Below are 26324 nucleotides of genomic sequence, written 5' to 3'. Positions count from 1 at the left end.
CGCGCAGCGGGAGGTCCTGATCAGGCGTCGACGCGCTTGATCGACAGCGACTTCAGGTAGGCGGCGGGATCTTCCGGATCGAACACCTTGCCGTCGAAGAAGGTCTCCTTGCCGCGCGACTTGGAGGTCGGAATCTCGGCGGCTGCGACGTTCATCTCCTTGGCGGCCTCGCGCCAGATGTCCTCGCGGTTGACCTTGGCGATCAGCGACTTGGCGTCGAAGCCAGCCTCATACTTGCCCCACCGGATGTCCTCGGTGATGAACCAGAGATCGTGGCTCTGGAATGGATAGGACGCGAAGTCGCGCCAATACTTCATGATGTGCGGCGAGTTCTCGACGACCTTGCCGGTACCGTAGTCGAACTTGCCGGCCGTGCGTCCGGCGACGTCCTCGACCGGGCAATTCATCCACTGCCGCTTGGCCATGATGGTCGCAAGCTCCTGCTTGTTCTCCATCTTGTCGGCCCACTGCTGCGCTTCCATCACCGCCATCGTCAACGCTTTCGCGGCCTTCGGATATTTGTCGACAAAGGCGGCGCGCATCGCGAAGGATTTTTCGGGATGCTTGTTCCAGATCTCGCCCGTCGTGACGGCGGTGTAGCCGATACCCTGGTTGACGAGCTGCGCATTCCACGGCTCGCCGACGCAGAAGCAGTCCATGGTGCCGACCTTCATGTTGGCCACCATCTGCGGCGGCGGCACCACGATGGTCTCGATGTCCTTGTCGGGATCGATGCCGCCGGCGGCGAGCCAGTAGCGGATCCAGAGATCGTGGGTGCCGCCCGGGAAGGTCATCGCGGCCTTCACGGACTTGCCGGAGGCCTTCTTCTTCTCCAGCGCGGCTTTGAACGGCGCGGTATCGAGGCCGAGCTTGAGGTCCGCATATTCCTTGCCGACCGAGATGCACTGCGCATCGAGATTGAGCCGCGCCAGAATGTACATCGGCGTCGGCTGGTTGTTCTGCGTCACCTTGCCCGAGGAGATCAGGTACGGCATCGGGGTCAGGATGTGCGCGCCGTCGATGCCGTTGCCTTCAGAGCCGAGCACGAGATTGTCGCGCGTGGTGCCCCACGAGGCCTGCTTCTGTACGTCGACGTCGGGCATGCCGTATTTGGCGAAGATGCCCTTGTCCTTGGCCACGAACAGCGGACCGGCATCGCTGAGCGCGATGAAGCCGAGCTTGGCGCTGGCGACTTCCGGCCCCGCCCCCTGGGCGAACGCTCCGCCCGGCAAGTTCAGCTTCGCGGCTGCTAGCAGCGCAGCCGTGCCGGCGCCCGCCTTGAGAAGCTGACGACGGCTGAAGCCGTTGCGGCGAGCAGGATTGGCAGTCTTCGTCATGAGTGCTGTCGTCCTTTGTCTGAAGAGCGCTCGATGGGTGAAAAGGCCGTCCGTTGCGGGTCGCTGCGCCACGCACGAAGGCGCGTGTTCCGAGGTGGCCTCGGAAGGGGCAGCGTCACGATTCGGATGAGGATTGCGCGGACGGCATCGATGGCGTCGCGAATGCTCTTTCAAGCTTCGTGCCAACGCATCAATTTTGAATTTACAAGTAAATTCAATCGTTTAACTGCACACAGCAAATCCATCAGAGGCAGAAGGCCGCATCCAAAATTTGCGATTCGCCCACTTTGTGTGCGCCGCACACAAAGTGGGCATGGCGCGATTGTTCCATGAGCACCAGGGCAGCAAATCAGCCCTTTCAAGCAGCCGCGGCCCGGACGTCCAAACGTAATCGATTGAAATCGATGATCTTTTGATTGGCGTCAAAATTGGCACAGGCATTGCTTCGACGCCTACAAGTCAACGATGACTGCGGTTCGCCGGACTGTCGAGGCCGATGGCGCCTGATCTCCGGGACGGACGCGCGCTCGCGACCGGGGTCACCTCGGCGCGGTCGTCGTGACGCCCTTCCCCGCATTCGACATCCGATCCGCCTGCCCGTGGCGATGTCCCGCGAGAGCCAGAACCTCTCGCAAGGCAGCGCGCAATCTATTCCCGAGAGCAAACAAAGGACGTTTGAATGTCGTACCTCGCGCCTTCAGAATTCGTGACCAAGATGGTGGACGCAGGCGAGTCCAAGATCTTCATGTCGACCCGGGACACCGTCATCCGCGCCTACATGGCTGGCGCGATCCTGGCGCTCGCGGCCTGGTTTGCCGTCACCATCAATGTGAACACAGGCCAGCCGATCATCGGCGCGCTGTTGTTTCCGGTCGGCTTCTGCATGCTCTATTTGCTGGGCTTCGATCTGCTGACCGGCGTGTTCGTGCTGTCGCCGCTGGCGCTCATCGACAAGCGTCCGGGCGTGACCCTCGCGGGCGTGCTGCGCAACTGGGGCCTCGTCTTCATCGGCAATTTCGCCGGAGCACTGACCGTTGCCTTCATGATGGCATTCGTGACCACGTTCGGCTTCACGCAGGAGCCGGACAAGGTCGGCGCTGTCATCGGCAATATCGGTGAAGGCAGGACGCTCGGCTACGCGGCGCATGGCGCGGCCGGCATGGCGACGCTGTTCATCCGCGGCATGCTGTGCAACTGGATGGTCTCCACCGGCGTGGTCGGCGCGATGATCTCGACGACGGTCCCGGGCAAGGTGCTGGCGATGTGGATGCCGATCCTGGTGTTCTTCTACATGGTGTTCGAGCATTCGGTGGTGAACATGTTCCTGTTTCCGTCGGGGCTGATGCTCCATGCGAAGTTCTCGATCATGGACTACCTGATCTGGAACGAGATCCCGACCGTGCTCGGCAATCTCGTCGGCGGTCTCTCGTTCACCGGCCTGACGCTCTATGCCACTCACATCAGGACGCAGCCGAAGCGTGATGCCAAGATCGCAGCCCGCGTCGCGGCCTGATTTCCGTCTCCCTTGGAGAGCCCGGCTTCAGTTAAGGTCGGACTCTCCTCAAATCGCTCGATAGCCCAAATGCCATTGCGGATCACCATCGGAGCGCATTCCGACAAAGGGCAGAAGCCGGGCAACCAGGACTTCCACGGCGCACTGATTCCCGATGAGCCGGCGCTCAGCCTGAAGGGCATCGCGATCGCCATCGCGGACGGGATCAGCAGCAGCGAGGTCAGCCACATTGCGAGCGAGTCGGCGGTCAAGAGCTTCCTGACCGACTATTATTGTACGCCGGATGCCTGGTCGGTGAAGACCTCGGCGCGACGCGTGATCGCCGCGGCCAACTCCTGGCTCTACGCCCAGACCAGAGCCAGCCAATACGCCTATGACCGCGACAAGGGTTACGTCTGCACGCTCAGCGCGGTGGTGATCAAGGCGGCCACGGCGCATCTCTTCCATATCGGCGATTGTCGCATCTATCGCCCCGCAGGCCATTCGCTCGAACAGCTCACCGACGATCATCGCGTCATCATCTCGTCGCAGCAGAGCTATCTGGGGCGTGCGCTCGGGGTCAATCCCGAGGTCGAAATCGACTATCAGGCCATTCGGATCGAGCGCGGCGACATCTTCGTGCTCGCGACCGACGGCGTTCACGAACACGTGGGCAAGCGTTTTGTCGCCAACGTGTTGAAAGAGAATTCCCACGACCTCGACCAGGCGGCCCGTATCATCGTCGCTGAGGCGCTGGCGCAGGGCAGCGCGGACAATCTCACGATCCAGATCGTGCGGATCGACGAACTCGGTGCCGGCGATGCCGCCGAGATTCCGGTCCAGGCCGAGCAGCTGCCGCCGGCGCCGGTGCTGGACGCGCGGATGATCTTCGAGGGCTACCGGATCGTGCGCGAGATCCACGCCAGCAGCCGCAGCCACATCTATCTGGCCGTCGACGTCGAGACGGAGCTCGCCGTCGCCCTCAAGGTGCCTTCGATCGACCTGCGCGGCGACCCGGCCTATCTCAAACGGTTCCTGATGGAAGACTGGATTGCGCGGCGGATCGACAACCCGCACGTGCTGAAGGCCTTCCCATCGACGCGTCGCCGCGATCATCTCTACGTCGTCACCGAATTCGTCGAAGGCCAGACCCTGGCGCAATGGATGATCGACCATCCCAAAGCCGATCTCGATGCCGTCAGAGACATCATCGAGCAGATCGCCAGGGGGCTGCAGGCGCTGCATCGCAAGGAAGTGCTGCACCAGGATCTGCGGCCTGCAAACATCATGATCGACCGGACCGGGACGGTGAAGATCATCGATTTCGGATCGGTGCGCGTCAGCGGCGTGGTCGAGGCCGATCCGGCTGCCGACCACGACAGCATCCTCGGCACCCAGCAGTATACGGCGCCGGAATATTTTCTCGGCGAGGGCGGCTCCGAATGGTCCGACCAGTTCTCGCTCGGCGTGATCGCCTACCAGATGCTGACGGGCCGGCTGCCCTACGGCGCGCAGATGGCACGTGCACGAACCCGGGCGCAGTTTCGCAAGGTGCTTTATCACCCGGCCTCCGGCGATGACCAAACCGTCCCGCTCTGGATCGATGGCGCACTCCGGCGCGCCGTCCATCCCGTCGCCGCCAAACGTTACGAGAGCCTCTCGGAATTCGTCTTCGACCTTCGGCACCCCAATCCCGCCTATATCGGCGGCGGCCGGACGCCCCTGATCGAGCGCAATCCGCTGCTGTTCTGGAAGGCGACGACTGCGCTGCTCGCGATCGCAGTGATCATCCTGCTCGCGGCTCGCCACGGCGGCTGGTAGGCGGACCTGCCGGCTGCGGATCAGGCGGGTTCAGGCGCGATCGCGCCAAGCGGCCTCGGCGCCACGCCCGCTCCCGGCTTCATGCGGAAATCGTAGGTCATCAAGTGCCATGGCCCGATGGCCAGCTTGCCGTCCGGCATCACAGCGTCGCTGCGCCGCTCGACCTGGGCGATGAGCTCGTCCTTGACGCCAAAGACGACGTCGCTGTCGAGATATTCGTCGCCGCCGACGAAGACATGGGTGATGAGCGGCTCGTAGCCCTTGGCGTCCACCAGGAAATGCACATGGGCCGGGCGCATCGGATGACGCTTGGTCTCGAGGATCATCCGTCCCACCGGACCGTCGGTCGGGATCGGATAGCTGCAGGGCAGGATGGTGCGGAAGAAAAAGCGGCCATCCGCATCGGTGATGAAGCGCGCCCGCGACGACGGACCATCGCTTTCATAGGACGGCCGCTGCGAATCGTAGAAGCCCTCGTCGTCGGCATGCCAGACATCGACCGCGGCGCCTGCCAGCGGGGCACCCGCCAGATCGGTCACCCGTCCCTGGACGAACATCTTCTCGCCCTTGAGATCCGCCGAGATGTCGGTGCCGTGGGGCGTCACCTTGTGCTCGCCGACGTAGAACGGGCCGAGTACGGTCGTCTCCGTCGCCCCTGCCCGGTCGCGATGATTGATGGCGTCGACCAGCATCGACACGCCGAGCACGTCGGACAGCAGGATGAACTCCTGCCGGCTTGCGGTGCAGGTCTGTCCGGTGCGGGTGAGAAAGTCGATGGCGGCGGCCCATTCGTCGAAAGTGAGCTCCGTCCGGCGCACATAATCGTGCAGCGACTTCACCAATTCCTGCAGCAGGAATTTCGCGCGCGGATCGGGTGTCCGTTCGAGGCTCGCGACGACGGCCTCCGTGAGCTCGCCTTCATTGAATTGTGTCATTGCCAATTCCTCCCGGCGCAAAGGGTACACGACGCATGCCTGGCCTGCCATTGGACGCGGCGCGATTTTCGGCTATCACCCGGAACAAACGGGATGCGCGGCCGATCCTCGCGCAGGCCGCCAGAAACCGATCATAGCGGAGACGCCCGATGCTCGCCCCGACACCCGCCTCGCCCGAAACCGTCGGCATGTCGAAAGCCGCGCTCGATCGCATCGATGCCCATCTGCGGCAGCGCTATGTCGAGGCCGGCCGCTTTCCCGGGACGCAGTTGATGGTCTATCGCCGCGGCAAGATCGTGCATGCGAGCTCGCTCGGCTATGCCGACGTCGAGCGCAAGGTCCCGGTCAGGGACGACACGATCTACCGCATCTATTCGATGACCAAGCCGATCACCTCGGTCGCCTTCATGATGCTGGTCGAGGAAGGCAAGGTCGCGCTCGACGAGCCGGTCGCGAAATACATTCCGGAGTGGAAGAATCTCGGCGTGTTCGTCGCCGGCACCGCGCCGGCCTTTGTCAGCCGGCCGCCGTCGCGGCCGATGCTGATCGTCGACCTGCTGCGCCACACCTCCGGCCTGACCTACGGCTTCCAGCAGCGATCGAACGTCGATGCCGCCTATCGCGACGCCAAGATCGGCGCAGTCGAAAAGGCGGGAACGCTGCAGTCGATGATCGATGATCTCTCGCGTATTCCGCTCGAATTCTCGCCGGGCGAGGCCTGGAACTACTCGGTCTCGACCGACGTGGTCGGCTATCTCGTCGGCAAGATCGCCGACCAGCCGTTCGAGCAAGTCCTGAAGCAGCGCATCTTCGATCCGCTCGGCATGAGCGACACCGATTTCCACGTGCCCGCGGCGAAGGCGCACCGGCTGGCGGCGTGCTACTCGGCCGATGCCGGCGGCGCCTTGTCGTTCCACGCCGCCGATCGCAAGGGCGGCCTGACCTTGCAGGACGACCCGGCGACCAGCTCGTTCCTGAGCCCGCCCGACTTCATCTCCGGCGGCGGCGGCCTGTGCTCGACCACGGCCGACTATCTGACGTTCTGCCGCGCATTGCTCAATGGCGGCGAGCTCGGCGGCGTCAGGCTGCTCGGACCGAAGACGCTGAAGCTGATGACCTCGAACCATCTGCCGGGCGGCGTCGACCTGCCGGCGCTGTCGCGCTCGATGTTCGCGGAAGCAGCCTATAACGGGATCGGCTTCGGTCTCGGCTTCTCGGTGACGATGGATCCGGCCAAGACGTTGATTCCCGGCAGCGCCGGCGAATATGCCTGGGGCGGTGCGGCCTCCACGGCGTTCTGGATCGACCCGGCCGAGGAGCTGATCACGATCTTCATGACCCAGGTCTTGCCGTCGAGCGCCTACCCGATCCGCCGCGAGCTGCGCACGATGGTGTACGCGGCGATCACCGAAAGCAACGTCTAGGAGCGGCGTCGTGGCGGTAAAGCCGCTCAGGGAACCGGCGATCCCCGCGCGTTGCGCTTGGCGTGCACGCGGTGCTCTCTTATGCTGACAGTCATGTGAACGGCTGCAACCGCCGAGCCCTTGCGGAGGCAGCCGCTCCAGCCTGATATGCGCTCGCCGCACAAATTCGCCTCCGCCCGACGCGTCTCCCGCCTGCGTCAGTCCCAACGGCGATCAGCAGCGCCAGCTCAAACGGGGCATCCGTGCCAAAACTCTCCCTGCCGATCCGGCTTGCTCTTCTGGTCGCAGGGACCACACTGCCGCTCATCCTGTTCGCAGGCGGAATCGTCTTGCACAGCTACATGCAGGATCGCAGCGACGCCCGTCAGCGCGTGCTGGAGACGGTGCGCAGCATCCGGCTGACGCTCGATGCCGAAATGCAGCGCATGACTGGCGGCGTTCAGGTCCTGGCGCTGACCGATGCCCTGACCACCGGCGATTTCGAACGCTTCCGGCCGATCGCGACGGGCTTCCTCGAGCAGTACGGCAAGAACGGCACGATCGTGGTCGCCGACCGCAACGGACGCCAGCTGTTCTCGTCGGCGACGACGGATACGGCTCACCTGCCGACGCGCAACAACCGCGAGATCACCCGCCGCGTGTTCGAGACCCGGCAGCCGCAATATTCCGACCTGTTCTACGGCGTCGTGAAGAAGAGCCTGATCGTCACCGTCGAGGTGCCCGTCTTTCGCGACGGCGAGGTCGTCTATGACATCTCGTTCAGCCCGCCGATCGAGATGTTCCAGACCATCCTGGAAAAGCAGCGGCCGAATCCGGACTGGACCTTGTCGCTGCTCGACCGCCAGGCGACCGTCTTCGCACGCGTGCCAAATCCGGCGGAGACGATAGGCAAGCAGGCCTCGCCCTCGGTGTTTGATCGCATGCGCAGCGAGCAGGAGGCGACGCTGTCGAGCGTATCGCTCGAGGGCGTGCCGCTGCTGTCGAGCTTCACCCATTCCACCCTCACCGGATGGACCATCGGCGCCGGCATCGCCGAGGATTCGCTGGTTGCGCCGTTGTGGCGCAACCTCGCCGTCACCAGCCTGCTCGGCGGCATCATGCTGGCGATCGGTCTGGCCTTCGCGGTGCGGATGGCGACGACGATCGCGCGCGCCGAGATGCTGCACGACCTGCTGATCGAGGAGCTCAATCACCGGGTCAAGAACACGCTGGCGATCCTGCAGGCGATCGCGGTGCAGACCTTCCGCAGCGCCAGCCGCCTTGAGCGTGAGAAGTTCGAGGGCCGGCTCGGCGCGCTCGCCGAGGCGCATAATCTGCTCAGCAAGGAGAAATGGCAGGGTTCTGAGCTGCAGGACGTGATCGAGCGCGTGCTCAAGCCCTACCGCCTCAACACGCCCGACCGCATCAGGATCTCCGGCCCGAAGGTGGCGCTGTCGCCGCGGCTCGCCGTCGTGCTGTCGATGATCGTGCATGAGATCGCAACCAACGCCGCCAAATATGGTGCGTTCTCCAACGACACCGGCACGGTCGATCTGTCCTGGGAGCTGGCGAACGCGGCCGACGCGGCGAAGAAGCTGCCGGCACGGCTGCGGCTGGTGTGGCAGGAAACCGGCGGCCCGGTGGTCTCGGCGCCGATCCAGCGCGGCTTCGGCTCCCGCCTGATCGAGCGCAGCGCGCGCGATCAGCTCGGCGGCGAGGCCACGGTCGACTTCCTGCCGCCGGGCGTGGTCTACACCATCACCTGCAAGCTCGACGATTGAGCCGCGTCAGCCGAACCTCTGCAGCGCCGGGAACGTCTCGAGCAGCCAGATGCTGAAGGTCGAGACCGCGCCAGTGAGAAAGCCGATGCCGGTGGCGATCATCAGCACGCCCATCGCGCGCTCGATGTTCACGAGATGGCCACGCATGCGGATGAACAGCGCCGAGAACTGTTCGATCATGAACGCCGCGACCAGGAACGGAATGCCGAGGCCGGCGGAATAGACGGCAAGAAGCCCGGCCCCCTTGGCGACCGTCGTCTCCGCAGCTGCGATCGAGAGGATCGCCGCCAGGATCGGCCCGATGCACGGCGTCCAGCCGAAGGCGAAGGCGAGCCCCATGACATAGGCGCCCCACAGGCCGACCGGCTTGGGGATCGGCAGCCGCCCTTCGCGCATCAGGAACGAGATCCGCGTCAGGCCGAGGAAGTGCAGGCCCATCACGATGATGACGACGCCGGCGAGGATGGACAACTGCTCCGACCAGGCCCGGATCAGGCCGCCGATCAGCGAGGCGCTCGCCCCCAGCATCACGAACACGGTGGAGAAGCCCAGCACGAACAGTGCGGCCGAGATCATCACGGCGCGACGCGACGCGGCCGGAGGCTCGTCGCTCTCGATGTGCTCGATCGTGGCGCCGGTGAGATAGATCAAATACGGAGGAACCAGCGGTAGCACGCAGGGCGAAAGAAAACTGACCAAGCCAGCAATGAACGCGGCCGGAATCGATACGTTCTGGATCATGCGAGTCCCGCGATACGCCCCTCCAGGCGCAAGCCGGGGCACGACGCTTCTTGCCGCCGATGCGGGGAATACGCAACAGACGTGCCGAAGTTACGGCGGTCAACGATGATCACGGCCTGCGGGCTTTCGCCAGGATAGAGCCCGACGTCCCCGGATCGGGGCCTCATTGGCGAAGCCCCCCGCCCCGATGGGAGTGTCGCCTCGCTTCAACCGGCTCGTCTGCGAGCCGGCGCGCGCCTCACCGTGGGATCACGACATATCACAAATGCGCCAAATGCACCCTTGTGCACACACCGAACTGTGCTATTTCACCACTCGAAGCAACGGTGGCCGGCGCTGACCTGGCTGCAGCTTCGCATCGCGCAGCTTGTCGGGATTGTCGGCTTGAACCATCTCATCGCAAAGCGATTTCAGATCGTCCTCGCTCAGACGGTTCAGCTTCATGCGCAGGTCGAGGATGGCAACCGAGACCAAATGCGCCGATTCGCGATTGCCCGTCGCCGCGAGCATGGCGCGGCACTGCTCGAGGGACGCAAGCACTGCAAGCATTTGTTCGTCTGAATTGGCCACAGGCGTCGTTTCCGTTCTAGTAGCGTGCGACGAGATGGAGCCGAGCAACTCCCGACTCGCGGATGGCTTCCAAATACGTCATGTCGTTGCTCCCCTGCGCTTTGCCGATGCGGCTCAGCCGAGCCATGCACCTACCCCCTGGGACGGCACGACGGCGTCCTGGCATGACGCAGGGTGAAGAGACATCACCGCTCCCCGGCATTCGATGAATTAGCGCCACGATCCGTTCATCACGATAGCATGACAACGGCCCATCTTCGAATACCATTTCATTGCGGTCGAGGCAAAAACCGTCGATCTTAGGTTCGACTCGCGTTAAGCGTGTCCCTGTCCTACATGATGTGTCAGACCGCGCATCTGCTGGCAGTAAGACCATGCTGCAGAGAACTGAAGGTGGCAGACTCATCGACCCTCGATCGCTCAACCAAATCATGGCACGAACGTGCCCTGCCCGTAATTTATCGGAATCACTCTAGCAGGCGGAGAGAGCTTGTATGCGCGTTGCGGCGGAACGGGGCGTTCCTCAGAAGGAACGCCGGGAACTAGCCGAGACCCCTGCGACGCTGGCACCAGGGGAGCACGGCGGCTCGTCTGCTGGGGCAGGATCGAGCATTGAACTGAGCCGAGAGAGTGGCGGCGCCAAGGGCGCAACGGCGAGCAAGCCGGCAAGAACTGCGACGGGCCGGGCCGCCCCGGCCAAGTCGACCGTGAGCAAATCGGCGCAGGCAAGCCTCACCGACTGGGATGCAGCGCGGATATTCCTCGAGGTTGTCAGGGCCGGCAGCTTTCGCTCCGCGGCCGAGCGGCTGACGCTCTCGATCAATGCCGTACGGCGACGCATCGATGATTTCGAGCGGCAGATCGGCGCGACGCTGTTCACGCGCGATGTCCACGGCGCTCGGCTGACCGACGAAGGCGCGCTGGTGGTCTCCGCCGTCGAGCACATGGAGGCCGCGTCATTCGAGTTGCTGCGCGCGGGCGATGGTCTCGCCGGCGCTGCGTCGGGCGAGGTCCGGGTCGCGGTGACCGAGGGGCTCGGCACGTTCTGGCTGGCGCCCCGGCTGGTCGAATTTCAGCAGAGCTTTCCCAACGTCATGGTCGATCTCTATTGCGCGATGCGCTCGGCCGACGTGTCGCGTCACGAGGCCGACGTCGCCATCCACCTCTCCCGGCCGGCGGCGCTCGACGTCAAGCTGGTCCGGCTTGGCCGCATGCACCTGATGTGCTTTGCGAGCGAGAAATATTTGGAGATATTTGGCATCCCAAAGACGATTGACGATCTCGTCAAACACCGCTTGGTTCTGCAGGTGGCGGACGAAGCCGCCGCCAATGCCGCCTTCGCCACCATCTTCCCTGGTTTCGAGCAGCGGGACCTGATCGCGATGACCACCAATGTCTCGAGCGCCAATTACTGGGCCGTGGCGCACGGCGCCGGCATCGGGGTCTTCCCAACCTATGCGAGTGCCCTGGGCGGGAAGATCGTACCACTTGAGGTTGATCTCAAGTGGTCCTACGACATCTGGCTGTCTTACCATGCCACCACCGGACGCATCCCTAGGGTGCGTCACATGATCGACTGGCTGGTCGAGGCTTTTAACCCTGGCAAATACCCGTGGTTTAAAGACGAATTCATTCATCCACAGCAACTTAAAACAGTATATATGGGTGAACCCCTGACCCATCTATTCGGGGGCTTTCCGATGGAAGGACGGTAAAATCAGTATGAACAAATCAGCGGCAAAGAAAATGAAGCAGCGCAGTGCGGGCAAGCCCGACATCGAGCTCGGCAAGCGGATTCGCCTGCGGCGTGTAGAGCAGAAGATCTCGCAGGCCGAGCTCGGCGAGAAGCTCGGCGTGAGCTTCCAGCAGGTCCAGAAGTACGAGAAGGGCGTCAACCGGGTCGGCGCTGCGCGTCTGCAGCAGATCGCCACCGCGCTCGACGTGCCTGTGACGTTCTTCTACGACGGCGACAGCAAGGCGCGCGAGGTCGAGAGCCTCCTGTTCCTGGACTCAGCCTTCAGCCTGCGGTTGCTGCGCGCCTACAGCAAGATCAAGGACCAGACCGTGCAACGTCAGCTGGTATCCTTGATGGAATCGATCGCAGCGAACGAAGAATAGGCAAGGCTGTCTGATCCGTCAGACAGGTCTGCCCGTGATGGATATGGGCCATCTTCGCTCGAGGGCGCAACTTGGGGGCGCCAGGCGCTCTGCCAGCTCGGGCGAGTTCACTGCCTCGGCTCAAGGCCGAGCGATCGGCGCGGCCGACACACCGGCCCTTCTCGTCCGCACAGCGATCGCTGCGCGGTCTGAGGCTTCGTCGCCTTTATAATCTCGTGCTCTCTGCCGTCATAGGAAGTGGCGGCATGCCGGCGTTTCGGTCCCGTCCGGCCGACGCTGATCATGACTGCTGCGCGTCCTCTCCTGGGCCACACATGCACAGGTCGAGAGCCTCGGCCCGAACGTCCCTTTGCCTGCCCATCATGTCCTGAACTTGCATTGACGCCGTCACGGGCGCGGTGAACGATGGCGGCCGCCTGCCCTCCTGCGGACGGACCCACATGCCGACCATCTCCGAGCTCCCCACCACCTTCGCCGGGGACAAGATCCTCATGACCAGAGCGGACGATGGCGTCGGCATCATTACCTTCAACAACCCGGACAAGCGCAATGCGATGTCGCTGGAGATGTGGGAGGGGCTCGGCCAGGCACTGGTCGCGCTGCGCGACGATGACGCGATCCGGGTCGTGGTGCTGACCGGCGCCGGCGGCAAGGCCTTCGTGTCCGGCGCCGACATCAGCCAGTTCGAGCAGAGCCGCCACAATGCCGCGGCCTCGGAGGCCTATGCCGAGCGAAGCGCCGCCCAGCGGGCGCTGCTCGCCGGCTACCCGAAGCCGACGATCGCCTGCGTCAGCGGCTTCTGCCTCGGCGGCGGCCTGCAGATCGCGATGCTGACCGACATGCGCTTCGCCGCCGCGGACAGCCAGTTCGGCATCCCCGCCGCCAGGCTCGGCATCGCCTATGGCTATGACGGCCTGCGCAACCTGGTGTCACTGGTCGGCCCGTCGCAGGCGCGGCTGCTGCTCTATACGGGCCTGCGGATCGATGCCGCGGAGGCGCTGCGGATCGGCCTCGTCGACCGGATGATGAGCAACGACGAACTGCTGCCGGCCACGCTGGAGATCGCCCGCACCATTGCCGTCAATGCGCCGCTGGCGGTCAAGGCCGCCAAGATCACCATCGCCGAAGTGCTGAAGGACGAAAGCCGCCGCGACATGGAAGCCATCAAGCGGATCGGCGACGTCTGCATGGATTCGGAGGATTTCCGCGAGGGCCGCCGCGCCTTCATGGAGAAGCGCAAGCCAGCCTTCAAGGGACGTTAGAGCGCCTCCAGCACCGCCCTGGTCACGTCGATCGTGCCGGCATTGCCACCGAACTCGAATGGCTTGAGGCCGGATGCGTAGACCTGGTCGACGGCCTGCTCGATCCGCTGGGCCGCCTCGGCTGCCCCCTCGATGCCATGGGTGTCCGCCAGCCAGTCCAGCATCATCGCGGCCGACAGGATCATCGCGGTCGGGTTGGCCTTGCCCTGCCCCATGATGTCGGGCGCGGTGCCGTGGCAGGGCTGGAACACGGCTTGGCGATCGCCGATGTCGGCCGACGGCGCCATGCCCATGCCGCCGACGAGACCGGCGGCGAGATCGGACAGGATATCGCCGAACATGTTCTCGGTGACCAGAACGTCGAAATCCCACGGCCGCTTCACCAGCATGAGCGCGCAAGCATCGATGTAGAGGCGGTCCGTCTTCACGTCCGGATGAAGTTGAGCGACCTCGTCGAAGATCTTACGGAAGTAGGCGAAGGCCTTGAAGACGTTGGCCTTGTCGACGCAGGCTAAAGTCCCCGAGCGGCCGCGCGCGCGGCGCCGGGCGGCGAGCTTGAAGGAGAAGTTGAACAGCCGCTCGGATGTCTTGCGGGTGATGACGAGGGTCTCGCGCGCCTCCTCATGTGTCACGACACCTTTGCCCATCGAAGCGAACAGGCCTTCGGTGGACTCGCGGATCACGACGAAGTCGATGCCGCGCTCGGCGGCGCCGACGATCGGACTCGGCACGCCCGGGATCAGCCGCGCCGGCCGCACGCCGGCATAAAGGTCGAAATGGAAGCGCAGCTCGATCTGCGGCGCGATCTCGGTGTTGTCGGGATAGCGCACCGACGGCAGCCCGCAGGCGCCGAGCAGGATCGCGTCCGCCTCTTCGCACAGCCGGATCGTGGAGTCGGCGATCGAGACGCCGGTCGCGAGATAGTTGTTCGCGCCGGCCTGGGCCTCGGTGAACCGGAACGACAGGCCGGCCTTGGCCTCGACCTTGCGCAGCACTTCGAGTGCCGGCGCCATGACTTCAGGACCGATGCCGTCGCCGGGGAGGACTGCGATGTGGAGTGCGTTGGTGGAGGGCATGCTTTTTTCTTCGTCACACGAGGGATTTAGCGCCGTCATTGCGAGCGAAGCGACTTGTCCGCCTTAGCCCGAAGGGCGACGGCGGAAGCAATCCAGGGCCCAGGTTGAGACTCTGGATTGCTTCGTCGCTTCGCTCCTCGCAATGACGATGGAGAGGGTGTGTCCTACGGCGTCAGCACGGCGCGGCCGACCAGCTGACCCTTCTGCAGCTCACGCAGAGCATCGTTGGCCTTGGCGAGCGGCATCGGCGTCACCGGGATCGGCGCGATGTGCTTGGCGCGGACGAGGTCGAGCAGCTCCTTTGTCTCGCGGAGATTGCCGACATAGCTGCCCTGGATCGTCACCGCCTTGATCGGAATGAGCGGCAGCGCCCACGGCGCGCCGCCGCCGAACAGGCCGACGATGACCAGCTTGCCGCCCTTGGTGAGGCAGTCGAAGCCCAGCTGCGCGGTGGCGGCATTGCCGACCAGGTCGATGACGGCCCGGATCGGCTCGCCTGCGGCCTTGTTCAGTTGCTCCAGCGCATCCGGCGCCTTGCCGTCGACCGCCGCCAGCGCGCCGGCCGCCAGCGCCGCCTCGCGCTTGCGCGCGTCGATATCGACCACGATCGCACCCTTGCCGCCCATTGCCTTCAACAGCGACAGCGCCATCAGCCCGAGGCCGCCGGCGCCGAAGATCACGATCGGCGTGTCGAAATCCTTCTCGACCTTCTTGAGCGCGCTGTAGGTCGTGACACCGGAGCAGGCGTAAGGCGCGGTCGTCACCGGATCGAGCCCCTTGAGATCGATCAGGTGGCGCGGATGCGGCACCGTCATGTGGTCGGCATAGCCGCCGTCGCAATAGACGCCGAGCGAGGCCGGCTTCAGGCACATGTTCTCGTCGCCGGCGAGACAGGTGGCGCACTTGCCGCAGCCGATCCAGGGATAGACCAGCACGACGTCGCCGACCTTCAGCCCGCCCTTCTTCGCCTCGGTGACCTCCGGCCCGAACGCCACGATCTCGCCGGCGCTCTCATGGCCCATGGTCCGCGGCAGCGACACGCCCCGATCCTTGAGGGACAGCGGCTTGCGGCCGTGCCCGAGATCATAGCCGCCTTCCCAGATGTGCAGATCGCTGTGGCAGACGCCGGCCGCCTTCACCTTGATCAGCACCTGTTTGCCGAATGGTTGCGGTGTCGGCTCGTCGACCTCGGTCAGCGGCGCATTGAAATCGGTGACCTTGAAGCTCTTCATGGTTTCACTCCCGTAGTCCGGTGCGGGCGCGACCGGACGGCGCATCGACGGGACGAGCGGCGAGGCTGCGCGCGGCAACGTCGCCTTGGACCTCCTCCCCGGCATGAGCGCGTCCGGCTGGTCCGGACTGTTCTTGCGATATCGCGACATTGGCTGGAAACGCGAGGAGCGGCAAGGCTGCGCGCAGCGCCTGCGGTCATGGCAGCCCTGCAGCGTTTTGCCTTAGCGGGCTCAAGGTTTTGCAGCGTCGCCTACGCCAGCCCCCCGCAGGATTTCCACGGTGTGCTCTCCGAGGCTTGCGGCCCGCGGGCCGGCCGCAACCTTCGCTTCCGACATCCGAAACGGCAGGTTGACGACCTTGAAGTTGCCGGCGGCATCCTCCACATCGGCCAGCGCGCCGCGATGCGCGATCTGCGGATCAGCCAGCGCATCGGCCACACTGCGGTAGGCCGAACTTGGCACGCCGCCCGCATTCAATGCCTCCAGGCATTGGGCGACGTCGAGCCGGCGCGACCAGGCTTCCACGCCATCCATCAGCGCCCCCCAGTTTGCCCGCCGGTCGGAATATTTTGCGAATCTGGGATCATCGACCCAGTCCGGATGGCCGATCACGGTCATCAGGTTCTGGAACGTCTTCTCGCTGGCGATGGCGATCATCACATAGCCGTCGCGACACTCCGCCGGGCCGAAGGTCGGCCGCGACGGCTGCGTGACGGGAAATTGCGACCATTGGATCTCGTTCAGCGTCAGGCTCAGCATCGATTCCAGCATCGAGCAGTCGATGTGCTGGCCGCGCCCGTTGCGTTCGCGCTGATACAGAGCGGAGGCGATGGCGCCGAACGCGTAGGTCCCGGTGACGACGTCGGCATGGTAGATGCCGCAATAATCGGGTCGGCTGCGCCCCGGCTGGTAGGCGAGATGCGCCATGTCGTAGCCCGAAGCCGCATGGATCACCGGGGCGTAGGCCGGGAGTTCCGCCGATGGGCCGGTCTGGCCGTAGCCCGAGATCGAGCAGTAGATCAGCCGCGGATTCAGCGCGCTCAAGGCCGCATAGTCCAGCCCGAGCCGCTGCATCACTCCAGGGCGGAAGTTCTCAACCAGGATATCGGCCGATGCGACCAGCCGACGCACCGCGGCGACACCGTCGCGCGACTTGAGGTCGAGCACGACGCTCTTCTTGCCGACGTTGAGCTGACCGAAAGCGGTAGAGCAGCCATGACGCATCGGAGGCCGGGTGCGCATGGTTTCACCTTCGACTGACTCGATCTTGATCACCTCCGCTCCCATATCGGCAAGCATGCGGGCACAGTGCGGGCCGGCGATGGTGGTCGAGAAGTCGAGGACGCGCAGTCCCTCGAAACATCCTGTCAAACGGCTCTCATCGTTTCCCACTAGACTCACCCTGGCAGCTCCCTGGTTTGAACTCTTCTCGCTCGGCACCGAGGCCGAAGGTCCGCTTTGCCGTCGCGGATTCACAAAGCGTAAGCCATCGATCGTTGTGCAGGTCGTTTCTAGATCGAACCATTCGATGTCGAAAGCGTTTGGCGTTCCGCCGCGGTGCGGCAGCGCCTTTCTTCATGACTGAATTTGGACCTTTTCTTGCATAGGACGAACATGGGGCTTGATCGAGGACATCTCTTGCGGGTTCTGTTCGTTACGACCGAAATGGACGATTTCGTCCGGGTGGGCGGACTGGCTGCCGTTTCGGCGGCACTTCCCCGGGCGCTGCGCTCACACACCGATGTCAGGATCATGCTGCCCGGCTACCGGGACGTGATCGAGCAACTCACTCACATCGAGATCGTCGGCCACTGCGCGCCCCTGGCAGAGATGCCGGGCTGCGCCCTGGGGCGGTCGTCGACCCGCGACGGCCTGCCGGTCTACGTCCTGCTCTGCGACGAGCTCTACGACCGGCCGGGCAACCCCTATGGCGACGAAAGCGGGCAGGACTGGGCGGACAACGACATCCGCTTCGGCCGTCTCGCCGCCGCCGCCGCCGAGCTGGCGGCGGGCACGCTGGACAAGAACTGGGCAGCCGATCTGGTCCACGCCAATGATTGGCAGGCCGCATTGGTGCCGGCCTATCTGGCGTGGCGCGGGGTCGACGTACCGTCGATCCTGACCATCCACAACCTCGCCTATCAGGGCCTGTTCCCGCGCGAGTCGCTGCGCCGGATCGGCGCGCCCGAATCCTCGTTCCACATCGACGGTCTGGAGTTCTACGACAAACTGTCCTTTCTCAAGGGCGGTCTGGTCTATGCGTCGCATCTGACCACGGTCAGCTCGACCTATGCCCAGGAGATCACGACGCCCGAGCTCGGCTGCGGGCTGGAGGGCCTGCTCCGGCAGCGCTCCAATGCCGATGAGCTGACCGGCATTCTCAACGGCATCGACGAGAGCTGGGATCCCCGTTACTGCCAGCAGCTGGCGCAGCCCTTCGCCGCGGGCGACTGGAAGGGCAAGAAGGCCAACGCCGACTACGTCCGCAAGCAGTTCGGCCTCGCCGTGTCGCGCGGTCCGATGTTCGGCATCGTCGCGCGCCTCGTTCATCAGAAGGGCATCGACCTGGTGCTGGAAGCCGCCGATGAGATCGTCGGCGCCGGCGGCCAGATCGTGGTCACCGGCACCGGCGAGCCCGCCATCGAGCGCGCGCTGATGGAGGCCCACCGCCGCCGGCCGGACGCGATCGGGGTCGCCATCGGCTTCAACGATGCACAGGCGCGGCGCATCTTCGCCGGCAGCGACTTCACCCTGATGCCGTCGCGCTTCGAGCCATGCGGCCTGAGCCAGATGTATGCCCAGCGCTTCGGCTCGCTGCCGATCGGCCACCAGACCGGCGGCCTCGCCGAGACCATCACCGATGGCGAGACCGGATTCCTGTTCGAGAAGCCGTCGGCGGAATCCTTCCTCGGCGGGGTGAAGCGCGCGTTTTCGGCGTTCACCAGCACCGAACGGCTGAACGAGATGCGGCTGTCGGCGATGGCACGCTCATTCAGCTGGAACCTGTCGGCCGCCTGCTACAACGCGCTGTACCGGAAGATGCTGGCGTCGTAGCCCGCTCCCGTAGCCCGGATGAGCGAAGCGACATCCGGGTTTATCTCATCCTGTCGAACAGGCCCCGGATATCGCTTCGCTCATCCGGGCTACGGTCAACAACAAAAGCCCGGACGTCGTCCGGGCTTTTTCTTGGGCGCTTGAAAGGCTGGCTTCTTACGCTGCGCGGACCGCTTCCAGGAAGCTGCCGACCTCCCGCTTGAGGCGGTTGGAATCTCCAGCCAGCGACTTGGCCGACGACAGCACCTCGGCGGAGGCCGAGCCGGTCTGCGAGGCGCCGCGCTGCACGTCCGTGATGTTGGACGAGACCTGCTGGGTGCCGTGGGCGGCCTGCTGCACGTTGCGCGAGATTTCCTGCGTTGCCGCGCCCTGCTCTTCGACCGCCGCCGCAATGGCTGCTCCGATCTCGGCAAGCCGCTCGATCGTCGAGCTGATCGCCTGGATCGAATTCACCGATTCCTGCGTCGCGGCCTGCACGCCCGAGATCTGCTGTGAGATCTCCTCGGTCGCCTTCGCCGTCTGTTCCGCGAGCGCCTTCACCTCGGTCGCAACCACCGCGAAGCCGCGACCGGCGTCGCCGGCGCGCGCCGCCTCGATGGTGGCGTTGAGTGCGAGGAGATTGGTCTGTCCGGCAATGCTGTTGATGAGCTCGACGACGTCGCCGATGCGGGCCGCGGCCTGCGACAACTCGGCGACGCGCCCATTGGTCTGGCGCACCTGCTGCACGGCGTCGCCGGCCATGCGGGCCGACGCCTGGACCTGACGGCTGATCTCGATCACCGACGAGGAGAGCTCCTCGGTGGCGGAGGCGACCGACTGAACGTTGGCGGACGCTTCCTCCGACGCAGCCGCCACCACCGTGCTGAGCTCCTGCGAGCGGCTAGCGGTGTTTGTCAGCATGTCCGCCGACGTTTCGAGGCCCGAGGCCGCCGACGACACGGTGTTGACGATGTCGGCGATCGTCGACTCGAAGTTGCGGGTCAGCGCATCCAGCCGCTGGGCCCGATCGATCTGCGCCTGCGCGTCGCGCTGCGCGGCCTCGTCCGAGACCTTCTTGGCGATCAGCGCGTCCTTGAAGATCTTCAGGGCGCGCGCCATCGCGCCGATCTCGTCCTTGCGGGACTCGTTCGGAATGTCGGCGCTCAGCTCGCCATTGGCGAGGCGCAGGGTCACGCCGGTCAGCCCGACCAGCGGGCCGATGACGCCGCGGACGACGCCGATGACCACGGCGACCGACACGATCGCCACCAGCAGCAGAACGCCGAGCGCGATGAACAGCCGCAGCCGCGCCGCGCCGATCGCCTGATCGATGGCCTGATGCGCGGACTTCAGCGCCGCATCGCGCAGCACGATGACGTTGTTCAGCATCGGCGTGGTCCAGCGGCCCCACTCCTCAGCCGTGACCGGCGACGGCTGTCCGTCGCGCCCCGCCGTGACGATCTGACGGTAGCGCTGTTCACCAGCACCCATCAGGGTCGTGCGCACGTGCTCTAGCGCGGCGGACACCTCCGGCGTATTGCGAACGCTGCGCGCCGCGAGCTCGATCTGCTGCCACAGCAGGGTCACCTGTCCGCTCTGCTCGGTCACCTCGGCAAGACGCGCCGGGGTCCAGCTGACGTTCTGGATGAAGAAGCGCAGCACGGCGGAGCGCGCGCCGTTGATCGTGCGCATCGATTGCGACAGCTGCGCAAGCTGGGCCGAAGGCAACAGGTTCTCGACCTCGCCGCCGGCCCCCGACAGCTCGATCGCGGTCTCGTCGATGGCGGCATTCAGGGACTCGGCCGCCCGACCGAGGCCATCCGTGGTCGTCGCCTGGATGTTCGCCGGACGTTGCGCGGCCGGAAGCGGTACAGCGTTGCGCGCCGCCGAACGGACGCCACGCAGTGTCGTCGCTGCGGCATCGATGTTGGTGGTCGGCAGGCCCGCAACTTGCGCGGCGGCCTTGGCCCGTGCGAGCGCCTCGTCCGTCGTGGCGATGGCCTTGTCGAGCTTGGCGACATCATCCGCCGACGCGGACCCGGCCGCCGCGAGCAGATTCCACTGGCCGCGCTCGAGCGGGATCTGCGCATTGACCTTCAGTGCCAGCTCGAAGGCGTCCAGAACCTGCTCCGCCCGCTCGCGCTTGCGCAAGTCGCCCCACCCGCTCCATGCGAGCGCAAAGGCGAAGGCCATCGCGAAGAAGCCGGTCAGCAGATTGCCGGCAAGAATTTTCCATTTGAGACTGACCGCACCGGTCTCCGGCTTGATCGTCTCATTCTGCAGCACCGCGCGCTCGGACATCGGCCGTTCCCAATCAAATATCGCTGCCCGGCCGGTCACGCTCGCGTCGGCCGATACGCGCTGGCGCAGCGGCCTCCGGCGACGTCCCCGCGCGGTCGGCAAACACGAATCGCGGCGATGCTGCCGCGCCATAATGATTAAGAACGAATGGCGACTAATCCCTTAAACTGAGCTGATCCGAGCGGTATCGGAATGCCGCGATACCGCGCCAATCGGATCGACTCGGCTCATCGGGCCCTCTACTCCGCAGCCGCTGCAAGCGTCACCGAGGGATCGTGCAACACCACGCCGGAGAGCGGATCGTGCTCGCCCGACCAGGGCCTGCGCTGCAGGACCGATCGCGTGTGCTGATAGCCCGCAGTCCAGCGCGCGATGATGCCTCGCTCGGTGAAATCGATATCCTTGGTATGGCTCTCGCGAGCGAGTTGCGGGGCCAGCAGCCGGACGACATGCATCCGCGTCTGGCAACCGTGACTGACAAGATCGCGGATCGCCGGATCATTGCGGGCCGACTCCGGCAAATGAACCGCAAGCTGATTGATGATATGCCGCAGCCGATGCGTCTGCTGCTGGCGCGCGATATGGCTCGAGATCCGGCTCGAATATTGCGCGTCCTTGTGGCGGTTGAACACCTCCGCCATGGTCGTCGGCTCGGCTCCCTCGGGATTCCACAGATGCACGGCGAAGATCAGCGAGTCCTTTCGCGGATTGTCGTCGAACACGACCTCGGTCGGCGTGTTCGACAGGATGCCGCCGTCCCAATACAGTTCGCCATCGATGCGAACTGCCGGAAACGCGGGAGGCAGCGCGCCCGATGCCAGGATGTGGCGGACATCCAGCACCTCGTCGCGACTGTCGAAATAGCGCATCCGGCTCGTCCTGACATGCGCCGCCCCGACCGTGAGGCGTAGACCGCCATTGTTGAGACGATCGAAGTCGACGAGCTCCTGCAGCGTTTCGCGCAGCGGAGCGGTCGAGTAATAGCCGGCCTGCTCGGCACCGAGCGGATAGGACTCCCCGGCATGCGCCAGGGCGTTGGGACGGAAGAAGCCCGGAATCCCATGCGTCACGGTCGTCCAATAGGACAGCCGCTCGTTGAAATCCGGAAAGGCCGTGCGCACTGTCCAGGCTGGCCGCCGGTGCATCCGCTTCCAGAACTCCCGCAGCCGCGTCATGCGCTCCTGCACCGGGCTGCCGGCGATGAGAGCGGCATTGATGGCGCCAATCGATGTCCCGATCACCCAGTCCGGCTCCAGACCAGCCTCGTGCAGCGCCTGATAGACGCCGGCCTGGTATGAACCGAGCGCACCACCGCCCTGCAGGACGAGAACCACCTGCCCGGGCAGCCTGCCGCGATCGATCATCGCGCACATCGTGTCGTCGACGTCGGCCATGTCTCCCTCCTCATGTCTCCCTCCTGATGCATTGTCCTGTTCGCAGTTTTCCCGTCGCTGTTACATCGCCCAACCGTCAATGTGCGGTCCAACCACCATCGACCGGCAGGGCAACACCGGTGATCGATGCGGCGGCATCGCTGGCGAGAAAGACGGCGAGCGCACCGATCTCCTCCACCGTTGCAAAGCGCTTGTTCGGCTGTTGCGCCAGCAGGACATCGCGGATGACCTGATCGCGGGAGATGCCGTGCGCCCTGGCCTGTCCGTCGATCTGCGCCTCGACCAGCGGCGTGTAGACGTAGCCTGGACAGATCGCATTGCAGGTGATGCCGATCTCGGCCGCCTCCAGCGCCGCGACCTTGGTCAAGCCGATGATGCCATGCTTGGCAGCGACATAGGCCGATTTGAACGGCGACGCGACGAGGCCATGCGCCGAGGCGATGTTGATGATGCGACCGAAGCTATTCCGCCGCATCGACGGCAGTGCCAACCGCATCGTGTGGAACGCCGACGAGAGATTGACCGCAACGATGGCGTCCCACTTTTCGACGGGAAACTGCTCGAGCGGCGCGACGTGTTGAATGCCGGCGTTGTTGACCAGGATGTCGATACGGCCAAATTCCTGCAGGGTACCGGCCATCATGCGCGCGATCGCTTCCGGCTGCGTCATGTCGGCCGCAGCATAGCCGGTGCGAACACCGAACTCCGCAGCGATCTGCGACCTGATGCGGCCGATCTCCTCGGGAGCTCCGAAGCCGTTCAGCATCACGTGCGCCCCGGCACCGGCAAGTGCCTGCGCAATCCCCAGACCGATGCCGCTGGTCGAGCCGGTGATCACCGCCACCCTGCCGGACAACGGAGGTAATGTGGATCGGGCTTTCAGTGAATCTACAGCCATGGCGTCGCCTTCGTCCGAGCAGTTGAGCCCCGTGCCTGCACAAATTGCCGGGCCGCCATGACCAATGGAAATGCCGTTTGGCTCACCACACGATAGGTGTTCGCTATCGCAATCGCTGGTGCCAAGCCCCGCTTGGTAGGATATTGCACCCGGGGACGTCGGCCCGATCGAACGGAGCACCTCGATGGAAATGCATCAGGTTCGGTATTTTCTTGCCGTTGCCCGGCTGCTGCACTTCACGCGCGCGGCCGAGGAATGCAACGTGACGCAGCCGTCGCTGACGCGTGCGATCAAGCAGCTCGAAGCCGAGCTCGGTGGCGACTTGTTCCGGCGTGAGCGGCCGGCCGCGCAACTCACCGAGCTCGGCCAGCGCATGCATCCACTGCTGAAACAATGCTACGAGGCTGCCGTTGGCGCGCGAACCCTCGCCTCGTCCTTCAAGAGCGGAGAGCTCGGCACGCTCCGGATCGCGCTCGCCGACTCGGTCGACCTTGCGCTGCTGATCCCGCTGCTCGATCAGCTGCAGCGCCAGTTCAACCAGCTCGAGCTCAGGTTTCTACGCGGCAGCAGCCGCATGATCGCAGAGCATCTGAAGAGCGGCGAAGCGGAGCTCGGCATCGCCTCGGAGATCGACGAGACCTGGGATCGGCTGGATGTCTGGCCTCTCTTCACGGAGGACTTCGCGCTCGCCGTGAGCAGCCGGCACCGGCTGGCCGGGCAGGATCCGATCGCGATCGATGATCTGGGCGGTGACGCGTTGCTGTGCCGCAACTATTGCGAACATGCGGACAGGTTGCGCACGCTGCTCCGCGAACGCGGCGTCGACCTCGGACGAACTCATGATGTCCACTCCGAACGCGACCTGATCGCGCTGATGGAAGCCGGGGTCGGCATCGGTGTGGTGCCGCAAACGACCGCGCTGCCGGAGACCCTGCATCGGGCCACCGTCGACGGACTCGACGTGCGGCGCACCGTTCATCTCTACGGCGTTGCTGGCCGTGAACGCACGGCGGTTGCCTCGACCGTGATGCGCATGCTGCGCGGCAGGAACTGGCAGGAATGGCTCGCTCAGCTGTCCTGAGCCGCGGCCTGGCGAAGCGCTTCGACCAGATCGTCGATCTCCATCCGCTTGCGGAAATCGGGATCGACGAAGCGCGCCTTTACGAGACCGTCACGCCCGACCACGAAGGCAGCCGGAATGGGCAACACCCAGCCGTCATTGCCGTGGAAGCTCGCCAGGTCCTGGTGCGCCAGTAGTTGCTGGATCTCACGACCGACCCAGATCGCGAGGTTGAGCGACAAGGCATAGCCGTTGTCGAGATCCGTCAACACAGGGAAGGTGGCGCCGGCGTCCGATTTGAACTGCTGCGTGAACGCCTGCAGCTCCGGCATGATCGCGACGATCGCGCCGCCCGCGGCGTCGATGCGCTCCTGCGCCTTGATCACCGCGCGAACGTTGAGCCGGCAATAGGGGCACCAATGGCCGCGGAAGAACATCACGGCGACCGGCCCCCGGACGAGGCAGGATTGCAGGCTCACCAGCCGGCCAGCCTCATCGGGGAGGACGAATGGCGGCATCGTCTCACCGGGCCGCGGCGCAGTCTCGCCGCCGCCGTTGTCTCCGAGCCGCGCCACCAGGCGGTCGACGGCGGACGCGTAGGCCGGAAAGATCTCGCGACCCGCAGCGGCATAGGCCTCGAGCTGCTGACGCAGGGTGCCCTGCATCTCCCTGCATTGCAGGAAGGCCTGTCTGAGCCGCTCGGCATCCGCGGGTGAAAGCACTGTCATGAGCAGCTCCGGCAGGTTCAGGACCCCAACCATGATAGTTTCCCGGGCAAGCCGACCACAAGGGCGGCCTGCCCGACTGTCGCGCTCAGGGCCGATAGAAATTGCCGGTGGGATCGAGCATGCCGGACGCCGAATAGAGCTGCCCGTCGCTCATGAAGAAGACGGTGTTGTTCGGCACCTTCCTGGCGTGGCGCATCATGGCCCGATGATTGGCGTCGCCGGCGGCCATCGTCATCATGCTGGTCTTGCCGGCGCTGTAGACATAGGCCATGCCGGGCGCGAGATCGAGGCCGCCTTGCGCGATGGCTGCGGTGGCAGAGACCGCGACCACGGCCGCGGCGATCAAGGTCTTGGACAGGCGGGTCATGGATATCTCCTCCTCATGAATGCTGTCGCCCGTCATCGGGCGTCCGCATTACAAGCGCGACCTGCTCTGCTTGAGAAATGCCGTTGTCCAATCGCGAGGATAGCGTCCGCCTATCGATAGCGGCGGTCTATCGGCTCCAGAGAAAGGATGCATTTCCATCATGTCCCCTGCTCCCCGATGGTGCGCCTCGCGATGCCCGCTCGGCGCGGGCCGCTGTTCCATCAGAGGAGACAATGACATGTTGATGCAGATCGCACCTACACGCGCGCGCCGCCTGAGCGCTGCTTTCGTCCTGGCCGTTGCTACGACGGTGATCGCGGCGTCCGGCGCCCGCGCCGGCGAGTGTCCGGCCGACAAGATCAAGGCCGGCGTACGTGAGAAAGCCGACGTCAAGGCGGTCGGCGTTACCGACGTCACGCTTGGCGCGATCGATCTCGCCAAGCAGCCCGCCAATATCAAGGACCGCGAGTTGCGCTTCCGCAAGCTGACCATCGCGCCCGGCGGCATCGTGCCGTGGCACAGCCATGACGATCGCCCGGCGCTGATCTTCGTTCAGCAGGGCGAGATCATCGAATATGCCAGCAACTGCGCCGAGCCGATCCTGCACAAGGCCGGCGATCTGAGAGCCGAGGTGTTCGGCACGTCGCATTGGTGGAAGAACGACGGCAAGGAGACGGTCATCCTCTATGTCGGCGACGTTCGCAAGGATCCGCACGATCACAACATGTAGATCGCGGGCCTCCGCCAGCCGCCTTCGGATCGCCCCCTTCAGGCA

General features: G+C 64.9%; 22 protein-coding genes. 10 read left to right on the top strand and 12 right to left on the bottom strand.

Annotation, left to right across the window (positions count from 1 at the left end; genetic code table 11):
- Positions 1-20 precede the first annotated feature (20 nt).
- A complete protein-coding gene (locus ACQR1E_RS31135) occupies positions 21-1337 on the bottom strand; it encodes a CmpA/NrtA family ABC transporter substrate-binding protein (protein ID WP_315754174.1) in 1317 nt (438 codons plus the stop codon).
- A 679-nt stretch (positions 1338-2016) separates the two neighbouring features.
- Here ACQR1E_RS31135 and ACQR1E_RS31130 point away from each other — a divergent pair.
- Together ACQR1E_RS31130 and ACQR1E_RS31125 are read left to right on the top strand one after the other, a co-directional pair.
- Positions 2017-2850: a formate/nitrite transporter family protein gene (locus ACQR1E_RS31130; RefSeq protein WP_315715728.1), complete on the top strand. Its 834-nt coding sequence runs from the start codon at positions 2017-2019 to the stop codon at positions 2848-2850.
- A gap of 69 nt (positions 2851-2919) precedes the next feature.
- Positions 2920-4650 carry a bifunctional protein-serine/threonine kinase/phosphatase gene (locus ACQR1E_RS31125; RefSeq protein WP_315715727.1) on the top strand — a complete coding sequence of 577 codons (1731 nt, stop codon included), beginning with the start codon at positions 2920-2922 and terminating at the stop codon, positions 4648-4650.
- A gap of 20 nt (positions 4651-4670) precedes the next feature.
- On the opposite strand, the gene ACQR1E_RS31120 is transcribed toward ACQR1E_RS31125, so the two are convergent.
- The gene (locus tag ACQR1E_RS31120; protein ID WP_315715726.1) at positions 4671-5585 is read right to left on the bottom strand and encodes a dioxygenase; all 915 of its coding nucleotides are present in this window, start codon (positions 5583-5585) and stop codon (positions 4671-4673) included.
- A 149-nt stretch (positions 5586-5734) separates the two neighbouring features.
- Here ACQR1E_RS31120 and ACQR1E_RS31115 point away from each other — a divergent pair, with 149 nt between their 5' ends.
- Both ACQR1E_RS31115 and ACQR1E_RS31110 read left to right on the top strand, forming a co-directional pair.
- Positions 5735-7009 (top strand): serine hydrolase domain-containing protein, encoded by a 1275-nt coding sequence (locus tag ACQR1E_RS31115; RefSeq protein WP_315715725.1) that lies wholly within the window; start codon positions 5735-5737, stop codon positions 7007-7009.
- Positions 7010-7251: 242 nt separating this feature from the next.
- Complete coding sequence (locus tag ACQR1E_RS31110) at positions 7252-8769, top strand: sensor histidine kinase (protein WP_315715724.1); 1518 nt, start codon at positions 7252-7254, stop codon at positions 8767-8769.
- A 6-nt stretch (positions 8770-8775) separates the two neighbouring features.
- On the opposite strand, the gene ACQR1E_RS31105 is transcribed toward ACQR1E_RS31110, so the two are convergent.
- Positions 8776-9510: a cytochrome c biogenesis CcdA family protein gene (locus tag ACQR1E_RS31105; RefSeq protein WP_315715723.1), complete on the bottom strand. Its 735-nt coding sequence runs from the start codon at positions 9508-9510 to the stop codon at positions 8776-8778.
- Positions 9511-9813: 303 nt separating this feature from the next.
- On the bottom strand, positions 9814-10059 hold the full coding sequence (locus ACQR1E_RS31100; RefSeq protein ID WP_315737708.1) for a hypothetical protein: 246 nt from the start codon (positions 10057-10059) through the stop codon (positions 9814-9816).
- Between the two features lie 515 nt (positions 10060-10574).
- Between ACQR1E_RS31100 and ACQR1E_RS31095 the strand changes: the two genes are divergently transcribed.
- The 3 genes from ACQR1E_RS31095 to ACQR1E_RS31085 all read left to right on the top strand — a co-directional run bounded on the left by ACQR1E_RS31095 (position 10575) and on the right by ACQR1E_RS31085 (position 13460).
- Positions 10575-11795: a LysR family transcriptional regulator gene (locus tag ACQR1E_RS31095; protein ID WP_315754185.1), complete on the top strand. Its 1221-nt coding sequence runs from the start codon at positions 10575-10577 to the stop codon at positions 11793-11795.
- 7 nt (positions 11796-11802) lie between these two features.
- Positions 11803-12198, top strand: coding sequence for a helix-turn-helix domain-containing protein (locus ACQR1E_RS31090; RefSeq protein WP_015668220.1), 396 nt, complete (start codon positions 11803-11805; stop codon positions 12196-12198).
- A 440-nt stretch (positions 12199-12638) separates the two neighbouring features.
- Positions 12639-13460 (top strand): enoyl-CoA hydratase, encoded by an 822-nt coding sequence (locus tag ACQR1E_RS31085; RefSeq protein WP_316193911.1) that lies wholly within the window; start codon positions 12639-12641, stop codon positions 13458-13460.
- On the opposite strand, the gene ACQR1E_RS31080 is transcribed toward ACQR1E_RS31085, so the two are convergent.
- From ACQR1E_RS31080 to ACQR1E_RS31070, 3 genes are all read right to left on the bottom strand, one after another.
- Positions 13457-14536 (bottom strand): isocitrate/isopropylmalate dehydrogenase family protein, encoded by a 1080-nt coding sequence (locus ACQR1E_RS31080; RefSeq protein WP_316170615.1) that lies wholly within the window; start codon positions 14534-14536, stop codon positions 13457-13459. The genes ACQR1E_RS31085 and ACQR1E_RS31080 overlap by 4 nt on opposite strands.
- Positions 14537-14700: 164 nt before the next feature.
- Positions 14701-15768 carry an alcohol dehydrogenase gene (locus ACQR1E_RS31075; RefSeq protein ID WP_434897972.1) on the bottom strand — a complete coding sequence of 356 codons (1068 nt, stop codon included), beginning with the start codon at positions 15766-15768 and terminating at the stop codon, positions 14701-14703.
- 231 nt (positions 15769-15999) lie between these two features.
- Positions 16000-17067, bottom strand: a complete 1068-nt coding sequence (locus ACQR1E_RS31070; RefSeq protein ID WP_434897977.1) for a CaiB/BaiF CoA transferase family protein — start codon at positions 17065-17067, stop codon at positions 16000-16002.
- Positions 17068-17406: 339 nt separating this feature from the next.
- On the opposite strand from ACQR1E_RS31070, the gene glgA reads away from it, so the two are divergent.
- The gene (gene glgA / locus ACQR1E_RS31065) at positions 17407-18822 is read left to right on the top strand and encodes a glycogen synthase GlgA (RefSeq protein ID WP_315826417.1); all 1416 of its coding nucleotides are present in this window, start codon (positions 17407-17409) and stop codon (positions 18820-18822) included.
- 156 nt (positions 18823-18978) lie between these two features.
- On the opposite strand, the gene ACQR1E_RS31060 is transcribed toward glgA, so the two are convergent.
- The 3 genes from ACQR1E_RS31060 to ACQR1E_RS31050 all read right to left on the bottom strand — a co-directional run bounded on the left by ACQR1E_RS31060 (position 18979) and on the right by ACQR1E_RS31050 (position 23394).
- A complete protein-coding gene (locus ACQR1E_RS31060) occupies positions 18979-21102 on the bottom strand; it encodes a methyl-accepting chemotaxis protein (protein ID WP_434897971.1) in 2124 nt (707 codons plus the stop codon).
- Positions 21103-21341: 239 nt separating this feature from the next.
- On the bottom strand, positions 21342-22496 hold the full coding sequence (locus ACQR1E_RS31055) for a patatin-like phospholipase family protein (RefSeq protein WP_434843570.1): 1155 nt from the start codon (positions 22494-22496) through the stop codon (positions 21342-21344).
- Between the two features lie 76 nt (positions 22497-22572).
- Positions 22573-23394, bottom strand: coding sequence for a 3-hydroxybutyrate dehydrogenase (locus ACQR1E_RS31050; protein WP_315754193.1), 822 nt, complete (start codon positions 23392-23394; stop codon positions 22573-22575).
- Positions 23395-23578: 184 nt separating this feature from the next.
- On the opposite strand from ACQR1E_RS31050, the gene ACQR1E_RS31045 reads away from it, so the two are divergent.
- Complete coding sequence (locus tag ACQR1E_RS31045) at positions 23579-24475, top strand: LysR family transcriptional regulator (protein ID WP_315826420.1); 897 nt, start codon at positions 23579-23581, stop codon at positions 24473-24475.
- Here ACQR1E_RS31045 and ACQR1E_RS31040 read toward each other — a convergent pair.
- Both ACQR1E_RS31040 and ACQR1E_RS31035 read right to left on the bottom strand, forming a co-directional pair.
- Complete coding sequence (locus ACQR1E_RS31040; protein WP_434897970.1) at positions 24463-25182, bottom strand: peroxiredoxin-like family protein; 720 nt, start codon at positions 25180-25182, stop codon at positions 24463-24465. The genes ACQR1E_RS31045 and ACQR1E_RS31040 overlap by 13 nt on opposite strands.
- A gap of 85 nt (positions 25183-25267) precedes the next feature.
- Positions 25268-25549, bottom strand: a complete 282-nt coding sequence (locus tag ACQR1E_RS31035; protein WP_315715711.1) for a hypothetical protein — start codon at positions 25547-25549, stop codon at positions 25268-25270.
- 244 nt (positions 25550-25793) lie between these two features.
- Between ACQR1E_RS31035 and ACQR1E_RS31030 the strand changes: the two genes are divergently transcribed.
- A complete protein-coding gene (locus ACQR1E_RS31030; protein WP_409977935.1) occupies positions 25794-26279 on the top strand; it encodes a cupin domain-containing protein in 486 nt (161 codons plus the stop codon).
- Positions 26280-26324 lie beyond the last annotated feature (45 nt).

Source organism: Bradyrhizobium sp. HKCCYLRH1030 (assembly GCF_051168395.1).
GTDB lineage: Bacteria > Pseudomonadota > Alphaproteobacteria > Rhizobiales > Xanthobacteraceae > Bradyrhizobium.
The sequence above is the reverse complement of the archived record's forward strand: the minus strand, read 5'-3'. Positions and strand labels throughout refer to the sequence as shown.

Excerpts from the sequence above, each read along its gene's own strand:
- ACQR1E_RS31030 (WP_409977935.1), top strand. The coding sequence starts at position 25,794 with ATGCAGATCGCACCTACACGCGCGCGCCGCCTGAGCGCTGCTTTCGTC.
- ACQR1E_RS31050 (WP_315754193.1), bottom strand. The coding sequence starts at position 23,394 with ATGGCTGTAGATTCACTGAAAGCCCGATCCACATTACCTCCGTTGTCC.
- ACQR1E_RS31100 (WP_315737708.1), bottom strand. The coding sequence starts at position 10,059 with ATGCTTGCAGTGCTTGCGTCCCTCGAGCAGTGCCGCGCCATGCTCGCG.
- ACQR1E_RS31115 (WP_315715725.1), top strand. The coding sequence starts at position 5,735 with ATGCTCGCCCCGACACCCGCCTCGCCCGAAACCGTCGGCATGTCGAAA.
- ACQR1E_RS31135 (WP_315754174.1), bottom strand. The coding sequence starts at position 1,337 with ATGACGAAGACTGCCAATCCTGCTCGCCGCAACGGCTTCAGCCGTCGT.
- ACQR1E_RS31075 (WP_434897972.1), bottom strand. The coding sequence starts at position 15,768 with ATGAAGAGCTTCAAGGTCACCGATTTCAATGCGCCGCTGACCGAGGTC.
- ACQR1E_RS31070 (WP_434897977.1), bottom strand. The coding sequence starts at position 17,067 with ATGCTTGCCGATATGGGAGCGGAGGTGATCAAGATCGAGTCAGTCGAA.
- ACQR1E_RS31085 (WP_316193911.1), top strand. The coding sequence starts at position 12,639 with ATGCCGACCATCTCCGAGCTCCCCACCACCTTCGCCGGGGACAAGATC.
- ACQR1E_RS31095 (WP_315754185.1), top strand. The coding sequence starts at position 10,575 with ATGCGCGTTGCGGCGGAACGGGGCGTTCCTCAGAAGGAACGCCGGGAA.
- ACQR1E_RS31130 (WP_315715728.1), top strand. The coding sequence starts at position 2,017 with ATGTCGTACCTCGCGCCTTCAGAATTCGTGACCAAGATGGTGGACGCA.
- ACQR1E_RS31120 (WP_315715726.1), bottom strand. The coding sequence starts at position 5,585 with ATGACACAATTCAATGAAGGCGAGCTCACGGAGGCCGTCGTCGCGAGC.
- ACQR1E_RS31060 (WP_434897971.1), bottom strand. The coding sequence starts at position 21,102 with ATGTCCGAGCGCGCGGTGCTGCAGAATGAGACGATCAAGCCGGAGACC.
- ACQR1E_RS31055 (WP_434843570.1), bottom strand. The coding sequence starts at position 22,496 with ATGGCCGACGTCGACGACACGATGTGCGCGATGATCGATCGCGGCAGG.
- ACQR1E_RS31090 (WP_015668220.1), top strand. The coding sequence starts at position 11,803 with ATGAACAAATCAGCGGCAAAGAAAATGAAGCAGCGCAGTGCGGGCAAG.
- ACQR1E_RS31040 (WP_434897970.1), bottom strand. The coding sequence starts at position 25,182 with ATGACAGTGCTTTCACCCGCGGATGCCGAGCGGCTCAGACAGGCCTTC.
- ACQR1E_RS31105 (WP_315715723.1), bottom strand. The coding sequence starts at position 9,510 with ATGATCCAGAACGTATCGATTCCGGCCGCGTTCATTGCTGGCTTGGTC.
- ACQR1E_RS31045 (WP_315826420.1), top strand. The coding sequence starts at position 23,579 with ATGGAAATGCATCAGGTTCGGTATTTTCTTGCCGTTGCCCGGCTGCTG.
- ACQR1E_RS31035 (WP_315715711.1), bottom strand. The coding sequence starts at position 25,549 with ATGACCCGCCTGTCCAAGACCTTGATCGCCGCGGCCGTGGTCGCGGTC.
- ACQR1E_RS31125 (WP_315715727.1), top strand. The coding sequence starts at position 2,920 with ATGCCATTGCGGATCACCATCGGAGCGCATTCCGACAAAGGGCAGAAG.
- ACQR1E_RS31080 (WP_316170615.1), bottom strand. The coding sequence starts at position 14,536 with ATGCCCTCCACCAACGCACTCCACATCGCAGTCCTCCCCGGCGACGGC.